Genomic DNA, 18,117 nt, shown 5'->3' with positions numbered 1-18,117 from the left:
ACGTCGCGACCCGATCACCGACCGGCCGGATCAGGGGCCGACGATCCACTCGCTCCATGTGGTGAACTCGGCCAGGACGTCGTCGAGGGGCTCCACGCCGATCCCCGGTCCGGTGGGCACCGCCATCCGCCCGTCGGTGACGGTGAACGGGCGGGTGATGTCGCGGGCGAAATAGCGCTCGGACGCGGAGATGTCACCGGGCAGGGTGAAACCGGGCATCGCGGCCAGCGCGAGATTGGCGGCGCGGCCGATCCCGGTTTCCAACATGCCGCCACACCAGACCGGAATGCCATGGGCGACACACACATCGTGAATGCGTGCCGCCTCGAGGTAGCCGCCGACCCGGCCGGGTTTGATGTTGACGATGTCGCAGGCGCCCAGCCGGATCGCATCTGCCGCGGCCCGTGCCGACACGATCGATTCGTCGAGACAGACGGGTGTGGTCGAGACCTCGCGCAGCCGGATGTGACTGGTGAGGTCCTCCTCGTCGAAGGGTTGCTCGATGAGCAGCAGATCGAAGTCGTCGAGCATGGCCAGGTGCCGCAGGTCGCCCGGGCCGTACGCGGTGTTCGCGTCGACCTGGAGCAACAATTCGTCGCCGAAACGCTCTCGCACAGCCCGGGTCGGGATGACATCCCAGCCGGGTGCGATCTTCAGTTTGATTCGGCGATAGCCGGATTCGAGGTGCCCGCCGACCTCCTCCAACAGTTCGGGGATCGAGGCCGCGATACCCACCGACACCCCGACCGGGACCGTCGCCGCGGTCCCGCCGAGGCGGTCGGCCAGAGGCATTCGAGCACAGCGCAACTCGGCATCGAGGATCGCCGTCTCCAATGCGGCCTTGGCCATCCGGTGCCCTTTGACGTGGGTCAGCCTCGGTGCGACGTCGATGGCGCGGACGTCGTGGGCGACGATCGGCGGCACGAGGAATCGACGGATCACGTCGATGGCGCCGTCGGTGTACTCGGAGGAGTAGATGGGATCGTCTATCGCGACGCATTCGCCCCACCCCTCGGCCGACGACGAAACGACCCGGATCAGCAGGGCGTTGCGGGCGGTCTCCGTCCCGAAGGACGTCTGGAACCGGCCGACCAGCGGCAACTCGACACGTCGGAGCTCGACGCCGGTGACCTTCATGAGCCCTGGCGCGCGTCCGGGGCCGGCGCGACCACATAGTGGCCGGAGCGGAGGAATCCCGTGTCGCGAGTGGATGCGGCGACATCGGTGGGGAACAGCGGGGACAGCACGTCCCGCAATGCGATTCGCCAATGCGACGCGGTCACCGGTTGTGTGCGGCGCAATGCCTCGATGTCGCGGGGAACCGGGATCACCACCAGTGCGTCGGGGTCGATGTCCGCGATCGCCTGCGGCTCGTCGTCGACGACCCGTATCGCGCTCTGCGCACCGGCAGCCAACAGGTCGTCGGCGGTCCGGGCGGGCGGGGTCGGGGCGGCGGCGTCGAGCGCCCAGGACACGAGCAGGCGGTCGCTCTCGTCGGCGCCCGCCAGTTCGTCGCCGAGCTCCCCGTAGAAGTCGCGGTGGTAGGCCACCGGGACCGCGCCGAGCTTTCCGATGTTGAAGTACGCGTTCCGCGCCACCAGCGGATCGAACGTCCAGGTGATCGCGGTGAGGCCGCGCGCGAGCGCCCAGTCACGTTGATGCAGCTTCAGGGCGTGCCCGACATTGTGGCCCCGGCCGATCCGTGAGACACCGGTGATGTGGCTGTGCAGCGCGGTGCCGACGGGTGCCGAGAAGAAGCCGACGCTGCCACCGGCGAGACGGTCCTTGACGTACGCGCCCGCCACATAGTTGCCGGCGTGCGACAGGGCCCGCAACATGTCGACGCTCACCGGCCGATTGCCCGGATCGGGATGCCACACGTCGTCGAAGACTCTCGTCAGCTGTTCGAGATCGTCGGGAGTGGTGAGCTCGCGGATCTCGACACCCGTCGACGTATGCGGCATGACGCCATTCTTTCACCGCGGACGGTGAGCGCGTGCCGACTCGGGGCAAGCACGGTCGGCGGCGGCATCGAGATCAGACGGCACTAGGATCAGCAGCCATGGGTCCCGCGACGCACGATCGCTCGCCCGACGTGCTCACGCGCGTCGCGGCAGCGGTCGTCGTCCCCGTCGTCGCGGTCGCCGCGCACGGTCTGGGCTCGGGTTCGATGCCCGGCCCGTCCGGACTGTTGCTCAGCGCGGGCATCGGTGCGCTCGTCGCGGCTGTCCTCGGCGGCGGCCGACGCCGGACCACGACCACCGACACTGTCTTCGTCACCGGCCTGCTGACGTCTGCCCAGATCGGCTCGCACCTGGCATTCACGGTCGGTCAACCGCCGATGGCGATGCACCACGACGCGGTGCTGCCGATGCTGCTGACCCACCTGGTCGCTGTTCCGCTCGGTGCCGTGCTCATCGTCGTCGCGTCGAGTCTGCTGGCGATCCTCACCTCGACCATCTGGCGCCTTGTCCCGCCGCCACCGATCGCCCCGGCCCCCGTTGTGCTGCCGATCCGCTGGGCCGATCCGTGGGTGCCGGCCGGTCCCGTCGTCGGTGGCACCGGTGTGCGCGGTCCGCCTGTCCTGAGTTGATGCCGTTTCCTCCGCCGCCCCTGCCTCAGACGCCGGTGCGGTGGACACCCGCGCACCGCCGGTCCGTCCATCGAGCATCGGATGATCGGCAGGCGCGGCCGACTCAGCGCACGCCGTGAGGCGTGACCCGAACCAGGAAGACCAGCATGAAGAAGACAATGATCCGGCGACTAGCCGTGCCCGCCGCAGCTCTGGCGATGGCGGCGACAGCCACCCTCACCGGCGTCGGCACGGCATCCGCCCACGTCACCGCCAACGCACCCACCCTGTCGCAGGGTGGCTACGGCGTGGTGACCCTGGTGGTGCCCAACGAATCCGACACCGCCGCCACCACCGAACTGACCGTGACGTTGCCGAAGCTGAAGTCGGCGCGCCCCGAGGTGATGTCCGGCTGGAAGTCGACGGTGGTCAAGGACCCCGCCACCGAAGAGGTCACGTCCATCACGTGGACCGCACTGCCCGGTAGCCCGGGCGTGCCGATCGGCGAGTTCGCCCAGTTCCGCATCTCGGGCGGCCCGTTCCCCGAGCAGGAGAGTGTGTCGTTGCCCGCCACCCAGACCTACGCCGACGGCGAGAAGGTGGACTGGTCGCAACCGATGGGCACCGACGGCGAGGAACCCGAACACCCGGCACCGACGCTGACCCTGCCGGCGGCCGAGGAAGGCGCCGACCATCACGGCGGCGGCGCGACCCACGGCGGCAGCACCGAGACGACCGAGGCGTCCGCATCGGACTCGACGAGTGACACCGCGGCGCGGTGGCTGGGTGGCGTCGGCCTCCTCATCGGTGCGCTGGGCGCGGTGTTCGGCGTCGCCGCACTGACGCGCAGTGGGCGACGCGGCGGTCAGGGCGGCGCGGGCGATACGACCCCGCGCGGTGATGATGCGAAGTCGGACGATGCGTAGTCGGACGAACTGTGGCCGGACGATGCGGGGCCGCCGGTCGTGGCGGACCGTTGTCGCGGTCGTCGTCGGGATGCTCCTGACCGGCGTGATCGGTGCCGTGGCGGCGCCCATCGCGTCGGCTCATTCCCGGGTTGAGTCGTCGGATCCGGCTGACGGTGCGACCGTCCAGACAGGTCCGCAGCAGGTGTCCATCACCTTCAACGAGCCGTTGCAGGAGTCGTTCGCGGTGCTGACCGTCGTCGGTCCCGACGACCACTACTGGCAGGACGGTACGGCGACGGTGACCGGACCCCGGCTGAGCGTGCCGTTGCGCGAGCTCGGGCCGGCCGGCACCTACACGCTCAACTACCGCGTCACCTCGGCCGACGGCCATCCCGTCGAGGGGAAACGTACATTCGAGCTGGCGACCGCGGGCACCGGGACGCCCGGACCGGCCGTGGAGAACACCGCGTCCGGTGGCGGCGACGGCCTGCCGTTGTGGCCGTTCATCGTCGGCGCGATCGTCGTGTTGGCGGGCGGCCTCGGCGTGGTGCTGTGGCTGACCCGGCGAACCGACAAGCGGTCGTCGTGACAGTGATCGGCGCGTGCTGACATGAGCATCGCGGGCGGTCGTGCGCGGGAAGGGGATTCGCGTCTTCGCGATGTCGCCGTCCCGGGCGCGCTGCTCGCGATGTTCGTCGGTCTCGGGCTGTGCTGGGTGCTCGCCGCCCCCGACGGTCCCGAGGCCCTGGCCGTCCCGTCGACGGTCGCGGTCGGCGCGACGGTGCTGCTGATCGGGCTGGGGGCATCGCCGGGACTCGGGCTCGAGCCGTCGGTGCGTCTGATGGGTGTGGCCGGCGGTCTGTGGTTCGTCGCGGCGCTCGTCTCCGCGTGGCTGCGGACCGCCGATCAGGCGGGCGAGTCACCGACGTCGGTCACCGTCGGTCAGTTCGCCGACACCGTCGGGGCGGGCGCCCCGGAACTCGTCGCGCTGGTCGCCGCCGCACTGGTGGTCGGCGTCGTAGCGGCGCAACTCACCGGCCGTATCGATCCACCCGCCACGATCTTCGCGATCCTCGCGGGGATCGGTCTGCTCGCGCTGTCCATCACCGGTCACCCCAGCCAGCAGGCCATGGGGCCGGTGCTCGTCGGGGCGCATGCCCTGGCGGCCGCCTGGTGGTGCGGCACCCTCGCCGCCATGGTCGTCACCATCCGCGGCCGCAACGGTTGGGCCTCCGCGCTGCCGATCTTCTCGGCACGTGCGCTGTGGGCGGTGGTGGTGATCGCCGCGACCGGTGTCATCGCGGGTCTGATCGAGGTCGGCGGGGTGGCGAACCTGCTCGACTCCGGTTACGGACGGATTCTGTTGGCGAAGGTGATCGGCATGGCTGCGCTGGTCGCGCTCGGCGCGCGCCACCGTGCGCGATGGGTGCCCGCCGTGACCCGGCATCGGGCACCGGAAGCCACATCGATCCGATTGGCCGTCGCGGAGCTCGTGGTGATGGCCGTGGTGCTCGGTCTCGCCGTGGGGCTGTCGACCACGGCTCCCTGATCAGCGCGGTTGGTCCCAGACGGCGAGCAGTTCGGTGATGATGTCGATCGACATGCCGAGGGCACCGAGGTGACTCTCGCCGTGCATGGTGAACAGCTTGGCGTCGGGAAGCATCGCCACCATCTGCTCGCCGTGCGCGTAGGGAATGATGTGGTCGCGATCGCCGTGCCACCACCGGACCGGGACGGTCACCTCCGGTACACGGAAGCCCCAGTCGTTGGAGAACACCACGATGTCCGCGAACGGGGCCGCCATGCGCCGCGATCCGCCGTGCAGCAGGTCGTCGAGGAACATGGCTCGGAACTCTGGGCGTGACAACAACTCTCGGTCCCCTTGGGGTGACAGGCGGCCGTAGAGGGAGATCGCGGGATCGGCCACCGGGCGGGCCACGCTCAGCACCGTGCTCACCACCTTCCCGATCGGGGCGCCGGCCACACCGAGGACCGGGGCCGCGAGTTGCCCGATGCGCATCGCCCCGCCGGCCACTGCGTCGGGTCCGACGGTGGGCGCCACTCCGCCGAGGATGCCGGCGGCGACGACCCGCTGCGGAAAGGCGTGCGCCACGCCGAGTGCGTAGGGACCGCCGCCGGAGAGGCCGATGACGGCGAACTCGGCGATGCCCAGCGAGTCGGCGACCATTTCCAGATCGGTCGCGAAATGCGCGACGTCGCGATAGCGATACGGCGTCGACGACCCGACGCCGGGCCGGTCGAGTCCGATGATGCGGACGCCGTTCTCCGCGGCGAAGGCGCGGGCCTCGGTGGGGATCTGACGCCGGGCCCCGGGAGTACCGTGCAACCAGAACACGGCGCGACCGGTCGCCGACCCGAACTCGGCGAAACCGATGCGTCGTCGTCCGTCGCCCACCGCGACGGAGCCCTCGATCTTGGGACGGTCGATGTCCATCATGCTTCGAGCATCCCACGATCGTGTGGTGCGCGTCACCGACCCCCTCGCTCCGGTCATGCCCGGTGGCCACCCGCTTCGGCGAATCCGGCATGTCATCGTCGTCGGTCGGTCGAGACTGGGGTGGTCGGTATCCGTCGAAACGCGAGAGGCACCTTCGGCCGCATGGAGGAGGGGAAGATCGACGGCCGAATGGTGATCGACTACCGCTGACCTGCTGAGCACAGGCAATTCTCAACGAGACCCGCGTACCGTCGTGATTGTGAGAGCTGACTTCGCCCGCGGCATGGTCCGCGCGTTCGGCCATGTGCTGCGCCCGTATCCGGCTCGCGACATCCCGGCCGGGACGATGGTGGATCTGCCGGGCCGTGGCCCGCTGTTCGTCACCGACTCGGGGCCACGGGATGCGCCCGTGGTCTTCCTGCTGCATTCGGTGCTCACCACCGGCCTGCTGTGCTGGTACCCGGTCATCCCCGAGCTGAACAAGCGGTACCGGGTGATCACCCTCGATCAGCGGTGGCATGGCCGGGGAATCCGGTCACCGGAGTTCTCCCTCGACGATTGCGCCGACGATGTGGTCGCCCTGGCCGACGAACTGGGGATCGACCGATTCACCGCGGCCGGATTCTCCATGGGTGGTGGCATCGCCCAACTGGTCTGGCGCCGGCATCCGCAGCGCGTCACCGGGTTGGTGCTGTGCTCGACGGGCCCCTACTTCAGTACCCGCGACCCCCGCCTGCGCGCGCAATCCCGCCGGACCGGGCGCGTCCTCACCGCCGTCGACAAGCTGCTGCCGCGTCCGCGGGTCGGCCGGCTCGACGACACCTCGGTGCACACCACGGTATGGGCGATGCGTCAGTTCCTGTCGACTCCGCTGTCACACATGGGTCACTTCGGCGACGGCCTCGGCGTCTTCGACTCGCGCGAATGGTTGGCCGAGATCGACGTCCCGACCTCGGTGGTCGTGTCGACCCGCGACCGTGTGGTCGAGCCGGCACGCCAGGAACTACTCGTCGACGGGATCGCGGGCGCGCGTCGCTTCGAGGTCGACGGCGGACACGCGTGCTGCGTGCTCGGTGCGCAGTGGTTCATCCCGCCGTTCATCGAGGCCGTCGACGCGGCGTCCGAGGTGTCGATCGAGGCCTGAGCTCGCTCGTCCGGAGTGACGGTCACACATCCGGCGACGAACCGCCGGCACCGATCACCCGACGATGATCACATGCAGGGTCCGCGGGCCGTGGACACCCTCGACGCGATCGAGCTCGATGTCGCTGGTCGCGCTCGGACCGCTGATCCACGTCTGTGGGCGCACACTCGACCCCTGCGACATCAGCCGCGCGACCGCTTCCGGAACGTCACTGACGACCTGCTCGGCGTCGACGATGCACACGTGGACATCGGGGACCAGCGAGGCGGCCCGCCGCTCTTGTCCGACTCCGTGATCGAGCACGATGGTGCCGGTGTTGGCGATGCCGACCGCGGCCGTCGTGACCACCGCCGCAACGGAATCGAGGTCCGCGGCGGACAGGCCGTCGTCGTCGCGCCAGTTCAGGTCCACGCCGAGTCGCCCCCGGACGGTCGGATCGGCGACGACCGGACCGTCGACCTCGGCGAGGGCCGCGGCCACCGTCGCGCCGAGTTCGCCTGCCGGGACCCGCTCGACGATCGCCCGGTAGTCCGCCACTCGCTCGGCGAAGCGGTCGACCAGTCGAAGATCGCCGGTGTCGACCGGCCGGCCGTAGGACCAATCGATCGGCGTCTCCGTGACATCCGAGCTCTCGACATCGGCGAGCGCGGATCTGACGCGATCCAGTATCTCCTCGCGAGCACTCATGACCGCGGCTCCTGTTCTCCACGTTCGCGTTTCCACCAGTCGCGGAACGATTCCGCGGGGGGTACCGGGATGTCGCGCGCCGAGCTCCATCCGGCGAGCGGACCGGGAATGGCGCCGATCGTCTTGCGGCGCCCGAAGAATCGGTTGCTCGTGGTCGCGGCCTTCTGTGCGGCCTCGAGCCGCCTGTGGCTGCCGAACATCCAGGCCATCGCCTTGAAGGCGGCCGCTTCTGCGGTCGGCCGGCCGCCGCGATGCTCGTCGACCACCCGGGTGCGCAAGTGCACCAGCAGTTCCGGGATGTCGATGCGCACCGGGCACACGTCGAAGCAGGCGCCGCACAGGCTCGACGCGTACGGCAGCGACTGGTCCACCTTCGACGATGTGCCTCGCAGCTGCGGGGTGAGGATCGCACCGATCGGTCCGGGATAGACGGAGCCGTAGGCGTGGCCGCCGGCGCGCTCGTACACCGGGCACACGTTGAGGCACGCCGAGCAGCGAATGCACCGCAGCGCGGCCCGACCCACCTCGTCGGCGAGAACGTTCGTCCGGTTGTTGTCGAGCAGGATGATGTGCGCGTTCTGTGGGCCGTCACCCGGCGTGACGCCGGTCCAGATCGAGGTGTACGGGTTCTCCCGCTCTCCGGTGCTCGATCGCGGCAGCACCTGCAGGAACACCTCGAGATCGGCCCATGACGGTAGGACCTTCTCGATACCCACCACCGAGATCAGCGTCTCCGGCAGGGTGAGGCACATCCGACCGTTGCCCTCGGATTCCACCACGACGAGACTGCCGGTGTCCGCGACCGCGAAGTTCGCGCCGCTGATCCCGACCTTGGCACGTAAGAACTTCTCCCGCAGGTGAAGTCGCGCCGCTTCCGCAAGTCGGCGCGGGTCGTCGGTCAGATCTTCGGGGGCGGGGCGGCCGACGTCTTTCATCCGTCGCAGGAAGATCTCGCGAACCTCACTGCGGTTGCGATGGATCGCCGGCACCAGGATATGGCTGGGCCAGTCGTCGCCGAGTTGCACGATGAGTTCGGCGAGGTCGGTCTCCCAGGCGTCGATACCCGCCGCCTGCAGTGCCTCGTTGAGTTCGATCTCCTGGGTGGCCATGGATTTGACCTTGACCACCTCGTCGGAGCCCGTCTCGCGGACCAGGTCGACGACGATCCGATTGGCCTCTTCGGCATCCCGGGCCCAGTGCACCACGGCGCCTGCCTTGGTGGCGTTCTCCTCGAACTGGACGAGGTAGTCGTCGAGATGCCGCAGCGTCCGGTTCTTGATCGCCTCCGCGGCCAGCCGCAGCTCCTCCCAGTTGTCGAGTTCGCCGACCACGCTCGCACGCTTGTCCCGGATGATGCCGGTGGCATGGGCCAGGTTTCGACGCTGGGTGGTGTTCGCGAGCTCGATGCGGGCGGCGTCCGGGAATTTCGGCATGCCGACGAAGGTCGACGTCACACCGACGTGCGGATGACCTGCCGGTGGCTTGCCGGACGGTGCGGGTTCGGCGTGCGTGAGGGTCATGCCGGCTCCTTCTCGGTGGAGGCCAGGATCTCGGCCAGGTGCATCATCCGCACGCCCGCCCGCTCACGGGTGAGCAGTCCGCCGATGTGCGCGAGACACGAATTGTCTCCGGCGACAAGTACTTCGGCCCCGGTCTCCTTGACATTGGCGGACTTGTCCGAGCCCATCGCCACCGACACGTCGGAGTTCTTCATGGCGAATGTCCCGCCGAAGCCGCAGCACTGATCGGCGCCGTTCAGTTCGACGAGCTCGATGCCTTTCACGTTGCGCAGCAGGGTGAGTGGCTTGTCGCCGACGCGCAGCATGCGGAGTGAGTGGCAGGTGGGGTGGTAGGTCACCCGATGTGGGAAGTAGGCGCCGACGTCGGTGACGCCGAGGACGTCGACGAGGAACTCGCTGAGTTCGTACACCTTGGGCACCAGGGCGTCGACGGCGGACCTCAGCGCGCGGTCACCGGCCCGGTCGGCGATGGCGCCGTGTTGGTGGCGGACGGATCCGACGCAGGAGCCCGACGGTGCGACCACCGCGTCGTAGTCGCCGAAGACGTCGACGAACTGCCGGACACCGGGAATCGCCTCCTCGGCGTAGCCGGTGTTGGTGAACATCTGGCCGCAGCATGTCTGCTCGAACGGGAACTCCACCTCGACGCCGAGGCGCTCGAGCAGGAGCACCGTGGACTTGGGGGTGTTGGGCCACATCGTGTCGTTGAAACAGGTGGCGAACAGGGCGACCCTCATGTCGGGATCACCCACGGTGAGGTGTGGGGCTGCGTGGTCATGTCTACTCCGCCAGAAGTTGGGCTGAACTCGGCTCTGTGGTCTTACCTCTTGTGGTCGGACCACATGACGGTACGCTAGGGTGACCATCGTCACCTGTCAACCCGGCAGGGTCTCGTGGAAGGGTTCGTGGCATGTCTGTTGGCGAGACCGAGGCCGTCCGCGGTGGGTTGACCAGCGGGGCAGGGGACTGGCAGCCGGTGACCCGCACCCGCACCTACGAGTTGGTCATCGACGCGATCGAGGAACAGATCCTGTCCGGCTCGCTGTCCGTCGGTGATCCACTACCGCCCGAGCGCGACCTCGCCGCCAAGCTCGCCGTCAGCAGGCCCGCCGTCCGCGAGGCGCTGCGGGTGCTGGAGGCCCAGGGCGTGGTCCGGTCGGCGGTCGGGAGTGGCAGTGGCGCCGGCACGTTCGTCGCGTCGATGCCGGGCGAGGCGCTCAGCAGGTTCCTGCGGCTGCACATAGCGCTCGCCAACTTCGCGTTCACCGACATCACCGAGGCGCGGGTGACGCTCGAGTCGTCGAGTGTGGCTCTGGCCGCCCGCGCGACCGACCCGGATCGTCTGGTCGAAGTGTTCCGGGCGATGACGCTCATGGAGGGGGCCGGCGACGACCGTACGGCGTTCAACGACGCCGACACCGCGTTTCACACCGCAATCGCCGAGGCGGGCGGGAATCGGTTGGTCACCGCGATGACCGTCGCGATCCGCAACGCGTTGCGCACCCGAATCCTCTTGGCATTCCAGGAGGTCGACGACTGGCCTCGACTGCGTGACCAACTGATGGACGAGCACCGCGGGATCCTGGCGGCGATCGACGCGGGAGATGCCGAGCTCGCGTCCCGGCTGTCCGAGCAGCACATCCGGGATTCGTACTCGCGGTTGCCCGGATTGCACGGACCGGAGGCGGGAGGCGAGGACGGGTCCGAGGTCTGAGGTCAGGTGCTGCTGCTCGGCGGTGAAGTATCGCGCGGCAGATACGGTTCGATGGCGGCGGCGAGTTTCGACGGCGTCATCGATTGCAGCCACACATGCCCGGGACCGTGGATCTGCGCGAGGAACATCGAATCGCCGAAGAACTTGTTCTTCACGCCTTTGACGGTGGCGAACTCGAGCGGCATCTCCGCGCGGAACAACGCCAGGTGGCCCGGGTGTACCAAGAGGGACTCGCCGGCCGCGAGGTCGTATTCGACGATCTCACCGGCGAGCTGCACCCACGCGGTACCGTTCCCGGACAACTTCTGGAACACCACGCCCGCGCCCCCGAAGATGCCGCCGCCGAGCTTCTTCTGCAGTCCCACCGAGACCTCGACGTCGTTGGTACTCACCATGAACGAGCCCTGCTGGACCATGTAGACGTCGGCCGCGTCGATCTGCAGTTCCCGGATGACGCCGGGTAGTTGAGCGGCGAATGCCACGAAGCCGCCCGTGCGTGGAGCCGTGTACTTGGTCAGGAAGAGCTGGCCCCCGCCGATCAATCGTTTGAGTCCGCTCATGAAACCGCCTCGGCCTCCGGACCCGAACGCGGTGGAGGTCTCCATGCCGAAGCCGGGCGAAAGCCACGACACGTCACCACCTTCGGCGATGAGGTGTTCTCCGGGCTCCAGCGACAGTTCCAGCACAGGCATGGTGGTGCCGACGATTCGCGGTTGCATCCAGCAACTCTAAGGTCGGCGCCGACAGCGTGCTTCGAGAATCGTGAGTTTTCGTGCGTCGCTTCGCAGGAGCCTCACTCGGAGGGAAACCGGACTCCGGCCATCTCTTCGGAGACCCGCCAGATGCGCTGCGCATCGTCGGCAGGGCGGAGCCTGGAGTAGAGCTTCTGTTCTCCCGGCGGACCGCCGAGGTGTCCGATCCCGCGTGGTCCATAGAACGCGCCGCCCTCGGCACCCGGCATGGTGGCGGCATAGAGGGCCGGCAGCCCGGCGCTCTCGACGGTGCCCACGAGGATGCCCCGTCTGGACAGTGCGCCAATCATCCTTCGTCCGCGGGTGCCGGTCGTGCGGCCGAGTTCGGCACGAGCGGCCAGCAAGCTGGTGGGAGCGACGCCGGGGTGTGCGAGGTTGCTCGTGATTCCCCAGCGGTGGGCTCTGCTGCGCCGGTCGAGTTCCACTCCGAACAGGCCGAACGCGATCTTGGACTGGCTGTAGGCGCCCATCCCGTCGTACGAGCGTTCCCAGTTCACGTCGTCCCAGTTGATGCTGCCGCTGTTCGCCGCGACGCTGATCTGTGAGGTCACTCGCCCGCCGGCGGCGCGTATCAGCGGAAGGAGGTGGGCGACCAGGGCGACATGGCCGAGGTGGTTGGTGCCGAATTGCAGCTCGAATCCGTCGATGGTCGTCTGCCGGTCGGGTGGTGTCATGACGCCGGCATTGTTGATGAGGATATGGATGGGTTTCCCCTCCCCGAGGAGGGTCTCACCGAGTGCGGCGACCGAGGCGAGCGAGGACAGGTCGAGTCGCCGAAGGGACACATCGGCGTCGGGGGACTCGTGATGGATTGCGGTGACCGCAGCGTCACCCTTGCGTGGATTTCGAACGGGGAGTATCACTTCGGCGCCCGCGGCGGCAAGTCTCGTGGCAACCCCCAAACCGATTCCGTCGCTCGCTCCCGTGACGACGGCGCGTTTACCGTGCAGGTCGGGTACGTCGATCTGGATGTTCGTGCGTGGCATGTTCGGGCTCCTGGGATCGGGTTGTCTCCACTGTCGTGCACGGCCGCGGCCCTAACCAGGACTTGCTGATCCACTGATACAGGGATCAGACAGGGCGTGGATACGTGCGCGTGCCGGCGGTATGAATGGACGAGCACCGAAAGGGGAGTCATGGCCATCGACCGGACCGGGTTGGCGGAGTTCCTTCGTCGCCGCCGTGAGTCGCTGCAACCCGAAGACGTCGGCCTGCCCCGCGGACGTCGCCGCCGGACAAGCGGATTGCGGCGAGAAGAGGTGGCCGGTCTCTGTCACATGTCGACCGACTACTACGCGCGGCTCGAGCGTGGGACCGGACCCCAGCCGTCGCCGCAGATGGTCGCCGCCATCGCGCAAGGCCTGCGTCTGTCGCTCGATGAGCGCGATCATCTGTTCCGCCTCGCCGGGCACAATCCACCGACGCGCGGCGTGGACAGCGAGCACATCAGCCCGGGAATGCTGAGAATCTTCGACCACATCGACGACACCCCTGCGGAGATCGTCACCGAACTCGGTGAGACGCTCAGGCAGACCCCGCTCGGCGTCGCGCTCACCGGAGATCTGACCGTCTACGACGGGCCGTCCCGCAGCATCGGGTACCGGTGGTTCACCGATCCCGAGACGCGTCACCGTTACGCCCCCGACGATCACCCGTTCCTCACGCGCATGTTCGCCTCGGGGCTGCGCGGGGTCGTCACCTTGCGGGGGCCCGGTTCGCGGGCAGCCGATCTCGCCGAGCTGCTCCTCGCTCGCAGCGACGAGTTCCGCGAGGTGTGGAACGACCACGAGATCGGCATTCGGCCGCGAGAGGTGAAGAACTTCATCCACCCCGAAGTCGGCGCGCTCGAGCTCACCTGTCAGACCCTTCTCGACCCGGGTCAGTCTCACGCACTGCTCGTCTACACGGCGACGCCTGGGAGCGACAGCTACGACAAGCTGCGGTTGCTGTCGGTGATCGGGTCGCGATCAGACCGCCCGGCCGAGCTCAATCACGATGGGCGCAAGGGCGAATGACCATCGACCGCGTGTAGACCCCGCGCGATCGGGACGCGCGGACCGATCCCGGTCGAGAGTGCCCCCTCTCGGGCTCGAACCGAGGACCTGCGGATTAAAAGTCCGCTGACCAGGGAGTTTGTACAGAACGGCCGCGTTGGCCAAGTTGGAAACATGCAGGTCAGAGGTTTGTCGGCGTTGGCCAGTGTTGGCGGCTTTCGAAACTACTGCGGACTGACTGCGGACTGACTGCGGACTGGCCCTGAGTTGCCCTCTGCCGACCGGATCACGTCGGGGTACCCCCATGCACCCCGCGAAGATTCTGGGTGCTCTACGCCCCTCTGAGAGCCGATTGTCTGATCTCGCGAACCCCCGCCAAGTCCAGTGCCGCTACCGCTGCGATCTCCGCGTCTGTAGCTCCCTCCTCGACCATCCGGCGCAGAGCTTCCGGGACCATGCTCAACACGATGACCGAGCTTGGTGGCCCTGCCAGGTTGTCAGTCCAGAAGGCGAGAAACGTCGAGTACCCCATGAGCTTGTATCCGTGCGTCAGTACAAGCTCTCGTACCGCGTCGACCGACCGAGTAAGTGACTCGCGTAGATCCGCCACCAACGACTCTGCCTCTTGAGGACTGATCGCCTCGCTCACGACTTCACCAGCACGAGCGCGCGCACCTCGACGTACGCCACGCCGGACCCGATCTCTAGGTAGCCCGGTCCCGTGGCAACTCCGTTTTCGATCAACGACCCACCGATGGAACAGTTCGGATCAGAACACGTAGACCAGTAGCCCATGCCGGAAAGCTCATCGGGATCGATTGTGTAGCCGTAGGTTCCGGGATCGATGTCCGTTCCAACCTTCAGAACTCCCGATGCAGGCAGAGAACCATCGGATGACTCCTCCTGTGTTGCTGGGACTTTGGCCGTAGTGGTGCCTAGCTGGCCCGCAGGCGAATCTTTGGGTTGGATCTGGCACCCAGTAAGGGCCACCGCCCCGATGAGGGCTGAGAGCAACAATCCAATCAGCGTCTTACGCATCGTCTTTCCTTTCATGCCAACGGGTTTCGTTGATCTGCCTACACAACGTCATGCACGATGGGCACTGTTCCCGTGTTCGCTGACAGCCGAATCCTCTGAATTGACAATTCATTTGAAATCTGGAAGGGACACGCCCACACGAACACAACTCGCCGAACACGACAACTCGCCAAAGCCGACCGCGAGCGGCGTATGACTGAACTAGTCAACACGAGGACTGAAAAACAGAATGATCGATCCCGAAGCCTGGTTAGGCCAGATCCTTTCGACCAAGCATGCCGGAAACGAAGTCGCCGCAGCACTTTACAGCCGGGTTGCGTTCCAAAGGCACACGCGAACCGTCGCCAGCCTAGGGATGCTTGCCAGCCATGCCGGTATAGACGCCGACAGCGCGAGATCCCAACTTGAGGAACTGATCTCGGAAGGATGGGTACGTAAGCGATACATGACCACAAAGACAGGACGAAGATTGTCCGACAGTCGATTCGAGTTGGTGATCTCGTGAATCGAGGATACTGGCGCACTCTGCCTTACACACAGATCAAAGTGTCCCGAGACGGTGAGGTCGTAGACGAGATGGGCCGACCATACCCCCAGTATTACAACGGGCTAGGCCGACGAGTCATCATCCAGTACGACGGCATCCTGAGTTCACAGTGGCCCGTAGCCGATCTCGTCAGAACACTGTTCCCTGAGGAGACGGATTGATTCAACCTGGTGATGACTTCGTCACACTCGAAAGGGCTTGCAGCCTAACCGAACGCAACCGTAGGACCATCGCGCGTTGGGTACGAGAGGGCAAGGTCTCAACGCGAATCGATGACGACGGACACAAGCGCTACCGACACGCCGATCTCCTCAATGCCAAGCAACAGTCCGAAAGGGCAAGGCGCAAGGGACTTAAGAACGTTCCCGAGGAGACGACAGAGAAGGTTGACCCTCGCCGTCAGTTGGCAGACCTCGTCAGGGAGACGCCCGAGATCATCCTCACCCTAAGGCTTGCAGCGGTATCCGAGAAGAACCGGAACAAGGTGCCTTCGGGAACCGATACACGCGGACACTCGCTAGTGCCGATGAACCTCACCATGATCGAACAGGCAGACAAAGAGTTTGGGTACCTCGTCGGGTGGGGCATCAGGACCGGCATGGACGCTGACGGCTCCGCCTACCGTGTCAACGGGGAGATCCGTGGCACGGACACCAAGGGCAGTGTGGACGTTCTCAGGAGAAGTGTAATTCATGTTCTAGCTTCACATTACGATGACGAACAGGTCCAGGCGCGTCTCAACCAACTCACCGAGATCAGGCTTCAGTCCCTGCGCCTCCTCGCATCGATGACGTGATCTGACTGCATCTTTACGAGAATCCATCGTATGGGCACCCGTATGATAACCTAAAAGAGAAGCAACAGTGAAACATGCTCTGGTAGAGCCACTCTCACTAGTCTTCCTCCCGATCATACCGTGGCTCGTCAGAAGCTGAGGGTGAGAACGTATCTCTCCCAGTCTCTCTCGCCTAGTCTCCCGATCACCCGAAGCTGAACAGAGCTAAGGGTGAGGGGGTCGAGACTTGAATCTATGATTCAAGTTGAAGACATCCCGAATTACTCTTGGAGACATCACAACTCTTGAGAACAAGAGTCGTAAAACATTCTCCCTCTATCCTTCTGATCATTCATCTACAAACCTCCAGAGGTGAACCATGATCTCCCAACCCCTCACTTACGACACGCCCGCCCCGCGTAGGCTTCGTGTCCACGAGTGGCAACGCTCATACATCACTTTGACTGAGTACAGCCTGATCATGGGTCTGTCTTCGGCAGCGGCACGAAAGTCACTAGATCAATTGGCTATTCGGTTCGTTCGCGTAGGACAGCGTATCTGGGTACTCCGTGAAGACGTTGAGTCCCTGCTGTTCCCGACACCAAGAGAGTCACACTGGTGAAGACTAAGCCGATCTCATGCTGCCGTACACCGTTCAATCCTGCTGTTCGACACTGCGTTTACTGCTGCGAAGACTTCGCCGACGAGCGTGCCTTCTTCGCGCACCGAGACTATCGGTCCTGTCGCGTTCCGGCTGTCATGGAGAAGATGACCAAAAGTAAAGGCGTATGGCATCTCTCGTGAGAGACGTTCTAAGCGTCGGCAACTCGTTTCGGTCACTCAGTACCGGGGACGCGCTGTAATCGTCTCTCCGTCGATCTGAGAGCCAGTAACACACAACAGAATACGGAAACCCCTATGAGATACCTAGAACAGCGGGATGGACGCCTGATCCTCTGTGGGTTGGTCATGCTCACGCCTGCCAACGCGCTACAGCTTCGGGATGAGCTCGATCAGTTCCTCACCGAGCACGGCCCGCGTGCAGTGACGCCTGCGCAGTGGATGAAAGGCGGCGATTGCCAGTGAACAACGAAGAGTACCGGCGTCCCCACGAACAGCTCGATGATCCCGACCTGTCCGAAGAGGCTCGCGCATACCTCGCCCGCAAAGCCAAGCAAGCCGATCAGTTCATCCGTGAAGTCGACCAGTACACGCCGGATGAAGAACTGTAAGAACACTATTCGATGACCAGGAGTCACGATGATTGACAACCCCTATGCCGAAACAGGTCTCAACAACCTCCGAGATCTCATCGACAGCGTGAACGAACGCCGGGAGCATGGCCAGAAGCCCACTCCCGAGTCAGTGGACATTCCTACTGGCCCACAACCGATCACGGTCACGGAGATTACCGACGATGGGATCTACGAGACAACGTCTGTTGAGTGGGTCGCGAATCCCGTTCTACGCCTAGGGTATTTGAACCGAGGAGGCTCGGATGCCTGAGCTTTCCCACGAGGACGCTCTATCCGCGCTCAAAGATGCACGGGCAGAGGCGGCACGGTATCGCACCGAATTGCGCTCTGTGCAAGCCGAATTAGAGACAGCGAACACACAGCTAGCCGATCTTCAGCAGACCACTCAGGATGCCGAGCAGAAGCGGACCCAGGAGGACCGCGATCGAAGGCTCAGGGAATCAACGGATCTGCCCCTATGGGCGATCAGGGCGAATACTGACGACATCGATTCACTGTTCACGGATGATGGATCTGTGGACGCTGAAAGGCTAAGTGCCCTCGAAGCATCCATCAGAGCCGACCTACCCTCACGGGTCCAGGGTCGCGTGATGAGTGGTGCAAGTGGGCGCGATACGAAGTCCGCTCGCACCGAACCGAATTGGTCCGACATCATCGGGCCGCAGAACTGACTCTGTAAGTGCCAGGCGCACAACGGGAGTCGCAACGCTTTAAGCCCTAGACGGGCACAACTGAACACAGGCAGAACCTGT

21 protein-coding genes are annotated in these 18,117 nt (G+C 65.7%); 11 read left to right on the top strand and 10 right to left on the bottom strand.

Annotation, left to right across the window (positions count from 1 at the left end; translation table 11 throughout):
* Positions 1–30: 30 nt before the first annotated feature.
* Together menC and D7316_RS11145 are read right to left on the bottom strand one after the other, a co-directional pair.
* Positions 31–1,137: an o-succinylbenzoate synthase gene (gene menC, locus D7316_RS11150; RefSeq protein WP_124708305.1), complete on the bottom strand. Its 1,107-nt coding sequence runs from the start codon at positions 1,135–1,137 to the stop codon at positions 31–33.
* Positions 1,134–1,964, bottom strand: coding sequence for a GNAT family N-acetyltransferase (locus D7316_RS11145; protein ID WP_124708304.1), 831 nt, complete (start codon positions 1,962–1,964; stop codon positions 1,134–1,136). Before D7316_RS11145 ends, menC begins: the two co-directional genes overlap by 4 nt.
* 98 nt (positions 1,965–2,062) lie before the next feature.
* Here D7316_RS11145 and D7316_RS11140 point away from each other — a divergent pair, with 98 nt between their 5' ends.
* The 4 genes from D7316_RS11140 to D7316_RS11125 all read left to right on the top strand — a co-directional run bounded on the left by D7316_RS11140 (position 2,063) and on the right by D7316_RS11125 (position 5,029).
* Positions 2,063–2,593: a YtxH domain-containing protein gene (locus D7316_RS11140; protein WP_124708303.1), complete on the top strand. Its 531-nt coding sequence runs from the start codon at positions 2,063–2,065 to the stop codon at positions 2,591–2,593.
* A 146-nt stretch (positions 2,594–2,739) separates the two neighbouring features.
* A complete protein-coding gene (locus D7316_RS11135) occupies positions 2,740–3,498 on the top strand; it encodes a YcnI family protein (protein ID WP_124708302.1) in 759 nt (252 codons plus the stop codon).
* A complete protein-coding gene (locus D7316_RS11130) occupies positions 3,491–4,069 on the top strand; it encodes a copper resistance CopC family protein (protein ID WP_408610000.1) in 579 nt (192 codons plus the stop codon). Before D7316_RS11135 ends, D7316_RS11130 begins: the two co-directional genes overlap by 8 nt.
* A 21-nt stretch (positions 4,070–4,090) precedes the next feature.
* A complete protein-coding gene (locus D7316_RS11125) occupies positions 4,091–5,029 on the top strand; it encodes a copper resistance D family protein (RefSeq protein WP_331852566.1) in 939 nt (312 codons plus the stop codon).
* Here the strand turns inward: D7316_RS11125 and D7316_RS11120 are convergent, their stop codons facing one another.
* Positions 5,030–5,938, bottom strand: a complete 909-nt coding sequence (locus D7316_RS11120; protein ID WP_124708301.1) for an alpha/beta fold hydrolase — start codon at positions 5,936–5,938, stop codon at positions 5,030–5,032.
* Between the two features lie 283 nt (positions 5,939–6,221).
* On the opposite strand from D7316_RS11120, the gene D7316_RS11115 reads away from it, so the two are divergent.
* Entirely contained in the window at positions 6,222–7,082 is an 861-nt protein-coding gene (locus tag D7316_RS11115; RefSeq protein WP_124711260.1) for an alpha/beta fold hydrolase, read from the top strand.
* A gap of 54 nt (positions 7,083–7,136) precedes the next feature.
* Here the strand turns inward: D7316_RS11115 and D7316_RS11110 are convergent, their stop codons facing one another.
* From D7316_RS11110 to D7316_RS11100, 3 genes are read right to left on the bottom strand one after another with little or no spacing between them, the layout of a single operon-like run.
* The gene (locus tag D7316_RS11110) at positions 7,137–7,769 is read right to left on the bottom strand and encodes a LutC/YkgG family protein (RefSeq protein WP_124708300.1); all 633 of its coding nucleotides are present in this window, start codon (positions 7,767–7,769) and stop codon (positions 7,137–7,139) included.
* On the bottom strand, positions 7,766–9,289 hold the full coding sequence (locus D7316_RS11105; protein ID WP_124708299.1) for a LutB/LldF family L-lactate oxidation iron-sulfur protein: 1,524 nt from the start codon (positions 9,287–9,289) through the stop codon (positions 7,766–7,768). The genes D7316_RS11110 and D7316_RS11105 overlap by 4 nt, the downstream gene beginning before the upstream one ends.
* Entirely contained in the window at positions 9,286–10,026 is a 741-nt protein-coding gene (locus tag D7316_RS11100) for a (Fe-S)-binding protein (protein ID WP_124708298.1), read from the bottom strand. The genes D7316_RS11105 and D7316_RS11100 overlap by 4 nt, the downstream gene beginning before the upstream one ends.
* A gap of 173 nt (positions 10,027–10,199) precedes the next feature.
* Between D7316_RS11100 and D7316_RS11095 the strand changes: the two genes are divergently transcribed.
* Positions 10,200–11,003, top strand: a complete 804-nt coding sequence (locus D7316_RS11095) for a FadR/GntR family transcriptional regulator (protein ID WP_124708297.1) — start codon at positions 10,200–10,202, stop codon at positions 11,001–11,003.
* Positions 11,004–11,005: 2 nt separating this feature from the next.
* Here the strand turns inward: D7316_RS11095 and D7316_RS11090 are convergent, their stop codons facing one another.
* Positions 11,006–11,722: an AIM24 family protein gene (locus tag D7316_RS11090; RefSeq protein WP_124708296.1), complete on the bottom strand. Its 717-nt coding sequence runs from the start codon at positions 11,720–11,722 to the stop codon at positions 11,006–11,008.
* 74 nt (positions 11,723–11,796) lie between these two features.
* Positions 11,797–12,741, bottom strand: a complete 945-nt coding sequence (locus D7316_RS11085) for an SDR family oxidoreductase (RefSeq protein WP_124708295.1) — start codon at positions 12,739–12,741, stop codon at positions 11,797–11,799.
* A gap of 150 nt (positions 12,742–12,891) precedes the next feature.
* Between D7316_RS11085 and D7316_RS11080 the strand changes: the two genes are divergently transcribed.
* Positions 12,892–13,770 carry a helix-turn-helix transcriptional regulator gene (locus tag D7316_RS11080; protein WP_124708294.1) on the top strand — a complete coding sequence of 293 codons (879 nt, stop codon included), beginning with the start codon at positions 12,892–12,894 and terminating at the stop codon, positions 13,768–13,770.
* Between the two features lie 310 nt (positions 13,771–14,080).
* Here the strand turns inward: D7316_RS11080 and D7316_RS11075 are convergent, their stop codons facing one another.
* Together D7316_RS11075 and D7316_RS11070 are read right to left on the bottom strand one after the other, a co-directional pair.
* Positions 14,081–14,398, bottom strand: coding sequence for a hypothetical protein (locus D7316_RS11075; protein WP_124708293.1), 318 nt, complete (start codon positions 14,396–14,398; stop codon positions 14,081–14,083).
* A complete protein-coding gene (locus tag D7316_RS11070; RefSeq protein WP_124708292.1) occupies positions 14,395–14,787 on the bottom strand; it encodes a hypothetical protein in 393 nt (130 codons plus the stop codon). The genes D7316_RS11075 and D7316_RS11070 overlap by 4 nt, the downstream gene beginning before the upstream one ends.
* A 229-nt stretch (positions 14,788–15,016) precedes the next feature.
* Between D7316_RS11070 and D7316_RS11065 the strand changes: the two genes are divergently transcribed.
* From D7316_RS11065 to D7316_RS27115, 4 genes are all read left to right on the top strand, one after another.
* Positions 15,017–15,292 carry a hypothetical protein gene (locus tag D7316_RS11065; RefSeq protein ID WP_124708291.1) on the top strand — a complete coding sequence of 92 codons (276 nt, stop codon included), beginning with the start codon at positions 15,017–15,019 and terminating at the stop codon, positions 15,290–15,292.
* A gap of 199 nt (positions 15,293–15,491) precedes the next feature.
* The gene (locus D7316_RS11060; protein WP_124708290.1) at positions 15,492–16,130 is read left to right on the top strand and encodes a MerR family transcriptional regulator; all 639 of its coding nucleotides are present in this window, start codon (positions 15,492–15,494) and stop codon (positions 16,128–16,130) included.
* A gap of 597 nt (positions 16,131–16,727) precedes the next feature.
* Positions 16,728–16,913 (top strand): FDXHR family putative zinc-binding protein, encoded by a 186-nt coding sequence (locus D7316_RS27765; RefSeq protein WP_456298020.1) that lies wholly within the window; start codon positions 16,728–16,730, stop codon positions 16,911–16,913.
* 278 nt (positions 16,914–17,191) lie between these two features.
* A complete protein-coding gene (locus D7316_RS27115; protein WP_164473772.1) occupies positions 17,192–17,341 on the top strand; it encodes a hypothetical protein in 150 nt (49 codons plus the stop codon).
* Positions 17,342–18,117 lie beyond the last annotated feature (776 nt).

This window comes from Gordonia insulae, assembly GCF_003855095.1.
GTDB classification, from domain to species: domain Bacteria; phylum Actinomycetota; class Actinomycetes; order Mycobacteriales; family Mycobacteriaceae; genus Gordonia; species Gordonia insulae.
The sequence above is the reverse complement of the archived record's forward strand: the minus strand, read 5'-3'. Positions and strand labels throughout refer to the sequence as shown.

What these genes read in the sequence shown, in the direction of transcription:
- menC (WP_124708305.1), bottom strand. Translation starts at nt 1,137, where the DNA reads ATGAAGGTCACCGGCGTCGAGCTCCGACGTGTCGAGTTGCCGCTGGTC.
- D7316_RS11145 (WP_124708304.1), bottom strand. Translation starts at nt 1,964, where the DNA reads ATGCCGCATACGTCGACGGGTGTCGAGATCCGCGAGCTCACCACTCCC.
- D7316_RS11140 (WP_124708303.1), top strand. Translation starts at nt 2,063, where the DNA reads ATGGGTCCCGCGACGCACGATCGCTCGCCCGACGTGCTCACGCGCGTC.
- D7316_RS11135 (WP_124708302.1), top strand. Translation starts at nt 2,740, where the DNA reads ATGAAGAAGACAATGATCCGGCGACTAGCCGTGCCCGCCGCAGCTCTG.
- D7316_RS11130 (WP_408610000.1), top strand. Translation starts at nt 3,491, where the DNA reads ATGCGTAGTCGGACGAACTGTGGCCGGACGATGCGGGGCCGCCGGTCG.
- D7316_RS11125 (WP_331852566.1), top strand. Translation starts at nt 4,091, where the DNA reads ATGAGCATCGCGGGCGGTCGTGCGCGGGAAGGGGATTCGCGTCTTCGC.
- D7316_RS11120 (WP_124708301.1), bottom strand. Translation starts at nt 5,938, where the DNA reads ATGATGGACATCGACCGTCCCAAGATCGAGGGCTCCGTCGCGGTGGGC.
- D7316_RS11115 (WP_124711260.1), top strand. Translation starts at nt 6,222, where the DNA reads ATGGTCCGCGCGTTCGGCCATGTGCTGCGCCCGTATCCGGCTCGCGAC.
- D7316_RS11110 (WP_124708300.1), bottom strand. Translation starts at nt 7,769, where the DNA reads ATGAGTGCTCGCGAGGAGATACTGGATCGCGTCAGATCCGCGCTCGCC.
- D7316_RS11105 (WP_124708299.1), bottom strand. Translation starts at nt 9,289, where the DNA reads ATGACCCTCACGCACGCCGAACCCGCACCGTCCGGCAAGCCACCGGCA.
- D7316_RS11100 (WP_124708298.1), bottom strand. Translation starts at nt 10,026, where the DNA reads ATGAGGGTCGCCCTGTTCGCCACCTGTTTCAACGACACGATGTGGCCC.
- D7316_RS11095 (WP_124708297.1), top strand. Translation starts at nt 10,200, where the DNA reads ATGTCTGTTGGCGAGACCGAGGCCGTCCGCGGTGGGTTGACCAGCGGG.
- D7316_RS11090 (WP_124708296.1), bottom strand. Translation starts at nt 11,722, where the DNA reads ATGCAACCGCGAATCGTCGGCACCACCATGCCTGTGCTGGAACTGTCG.
- D7316_RS11085 (WP_124708295.1), bottom strand. Translation starts at nt 12,741, where the DNA reads ATGCCACGCACGAACATCCAGATCGACGTACCCGACCTGCACGGTAAA.
- D7316_RS11080 (WP_124708294.1), top strand. Translation starts at nt 12,892, where the DNA reads ATGGCCATCGACCGGACCGGGTTGGCGGAGTTCCTTCGTCGCCGCCGT.
- D7316_RS11070 (WP_124708292.1), bottom strand. Translation starts at nt 14,787, where the DNA reads ATGCGTAAGACGCTGATTGGATTGTTGCTCTCAGCCCTCATCGGGGCG.
- D7316_RS11065 (WP_124708291.1), top strand. Translation starts at nt 15,017, where the DNA reads ATGATCGATCCCGAAGCCTGGTTAGGCCAGATCCTTTCGACCAAGCAT.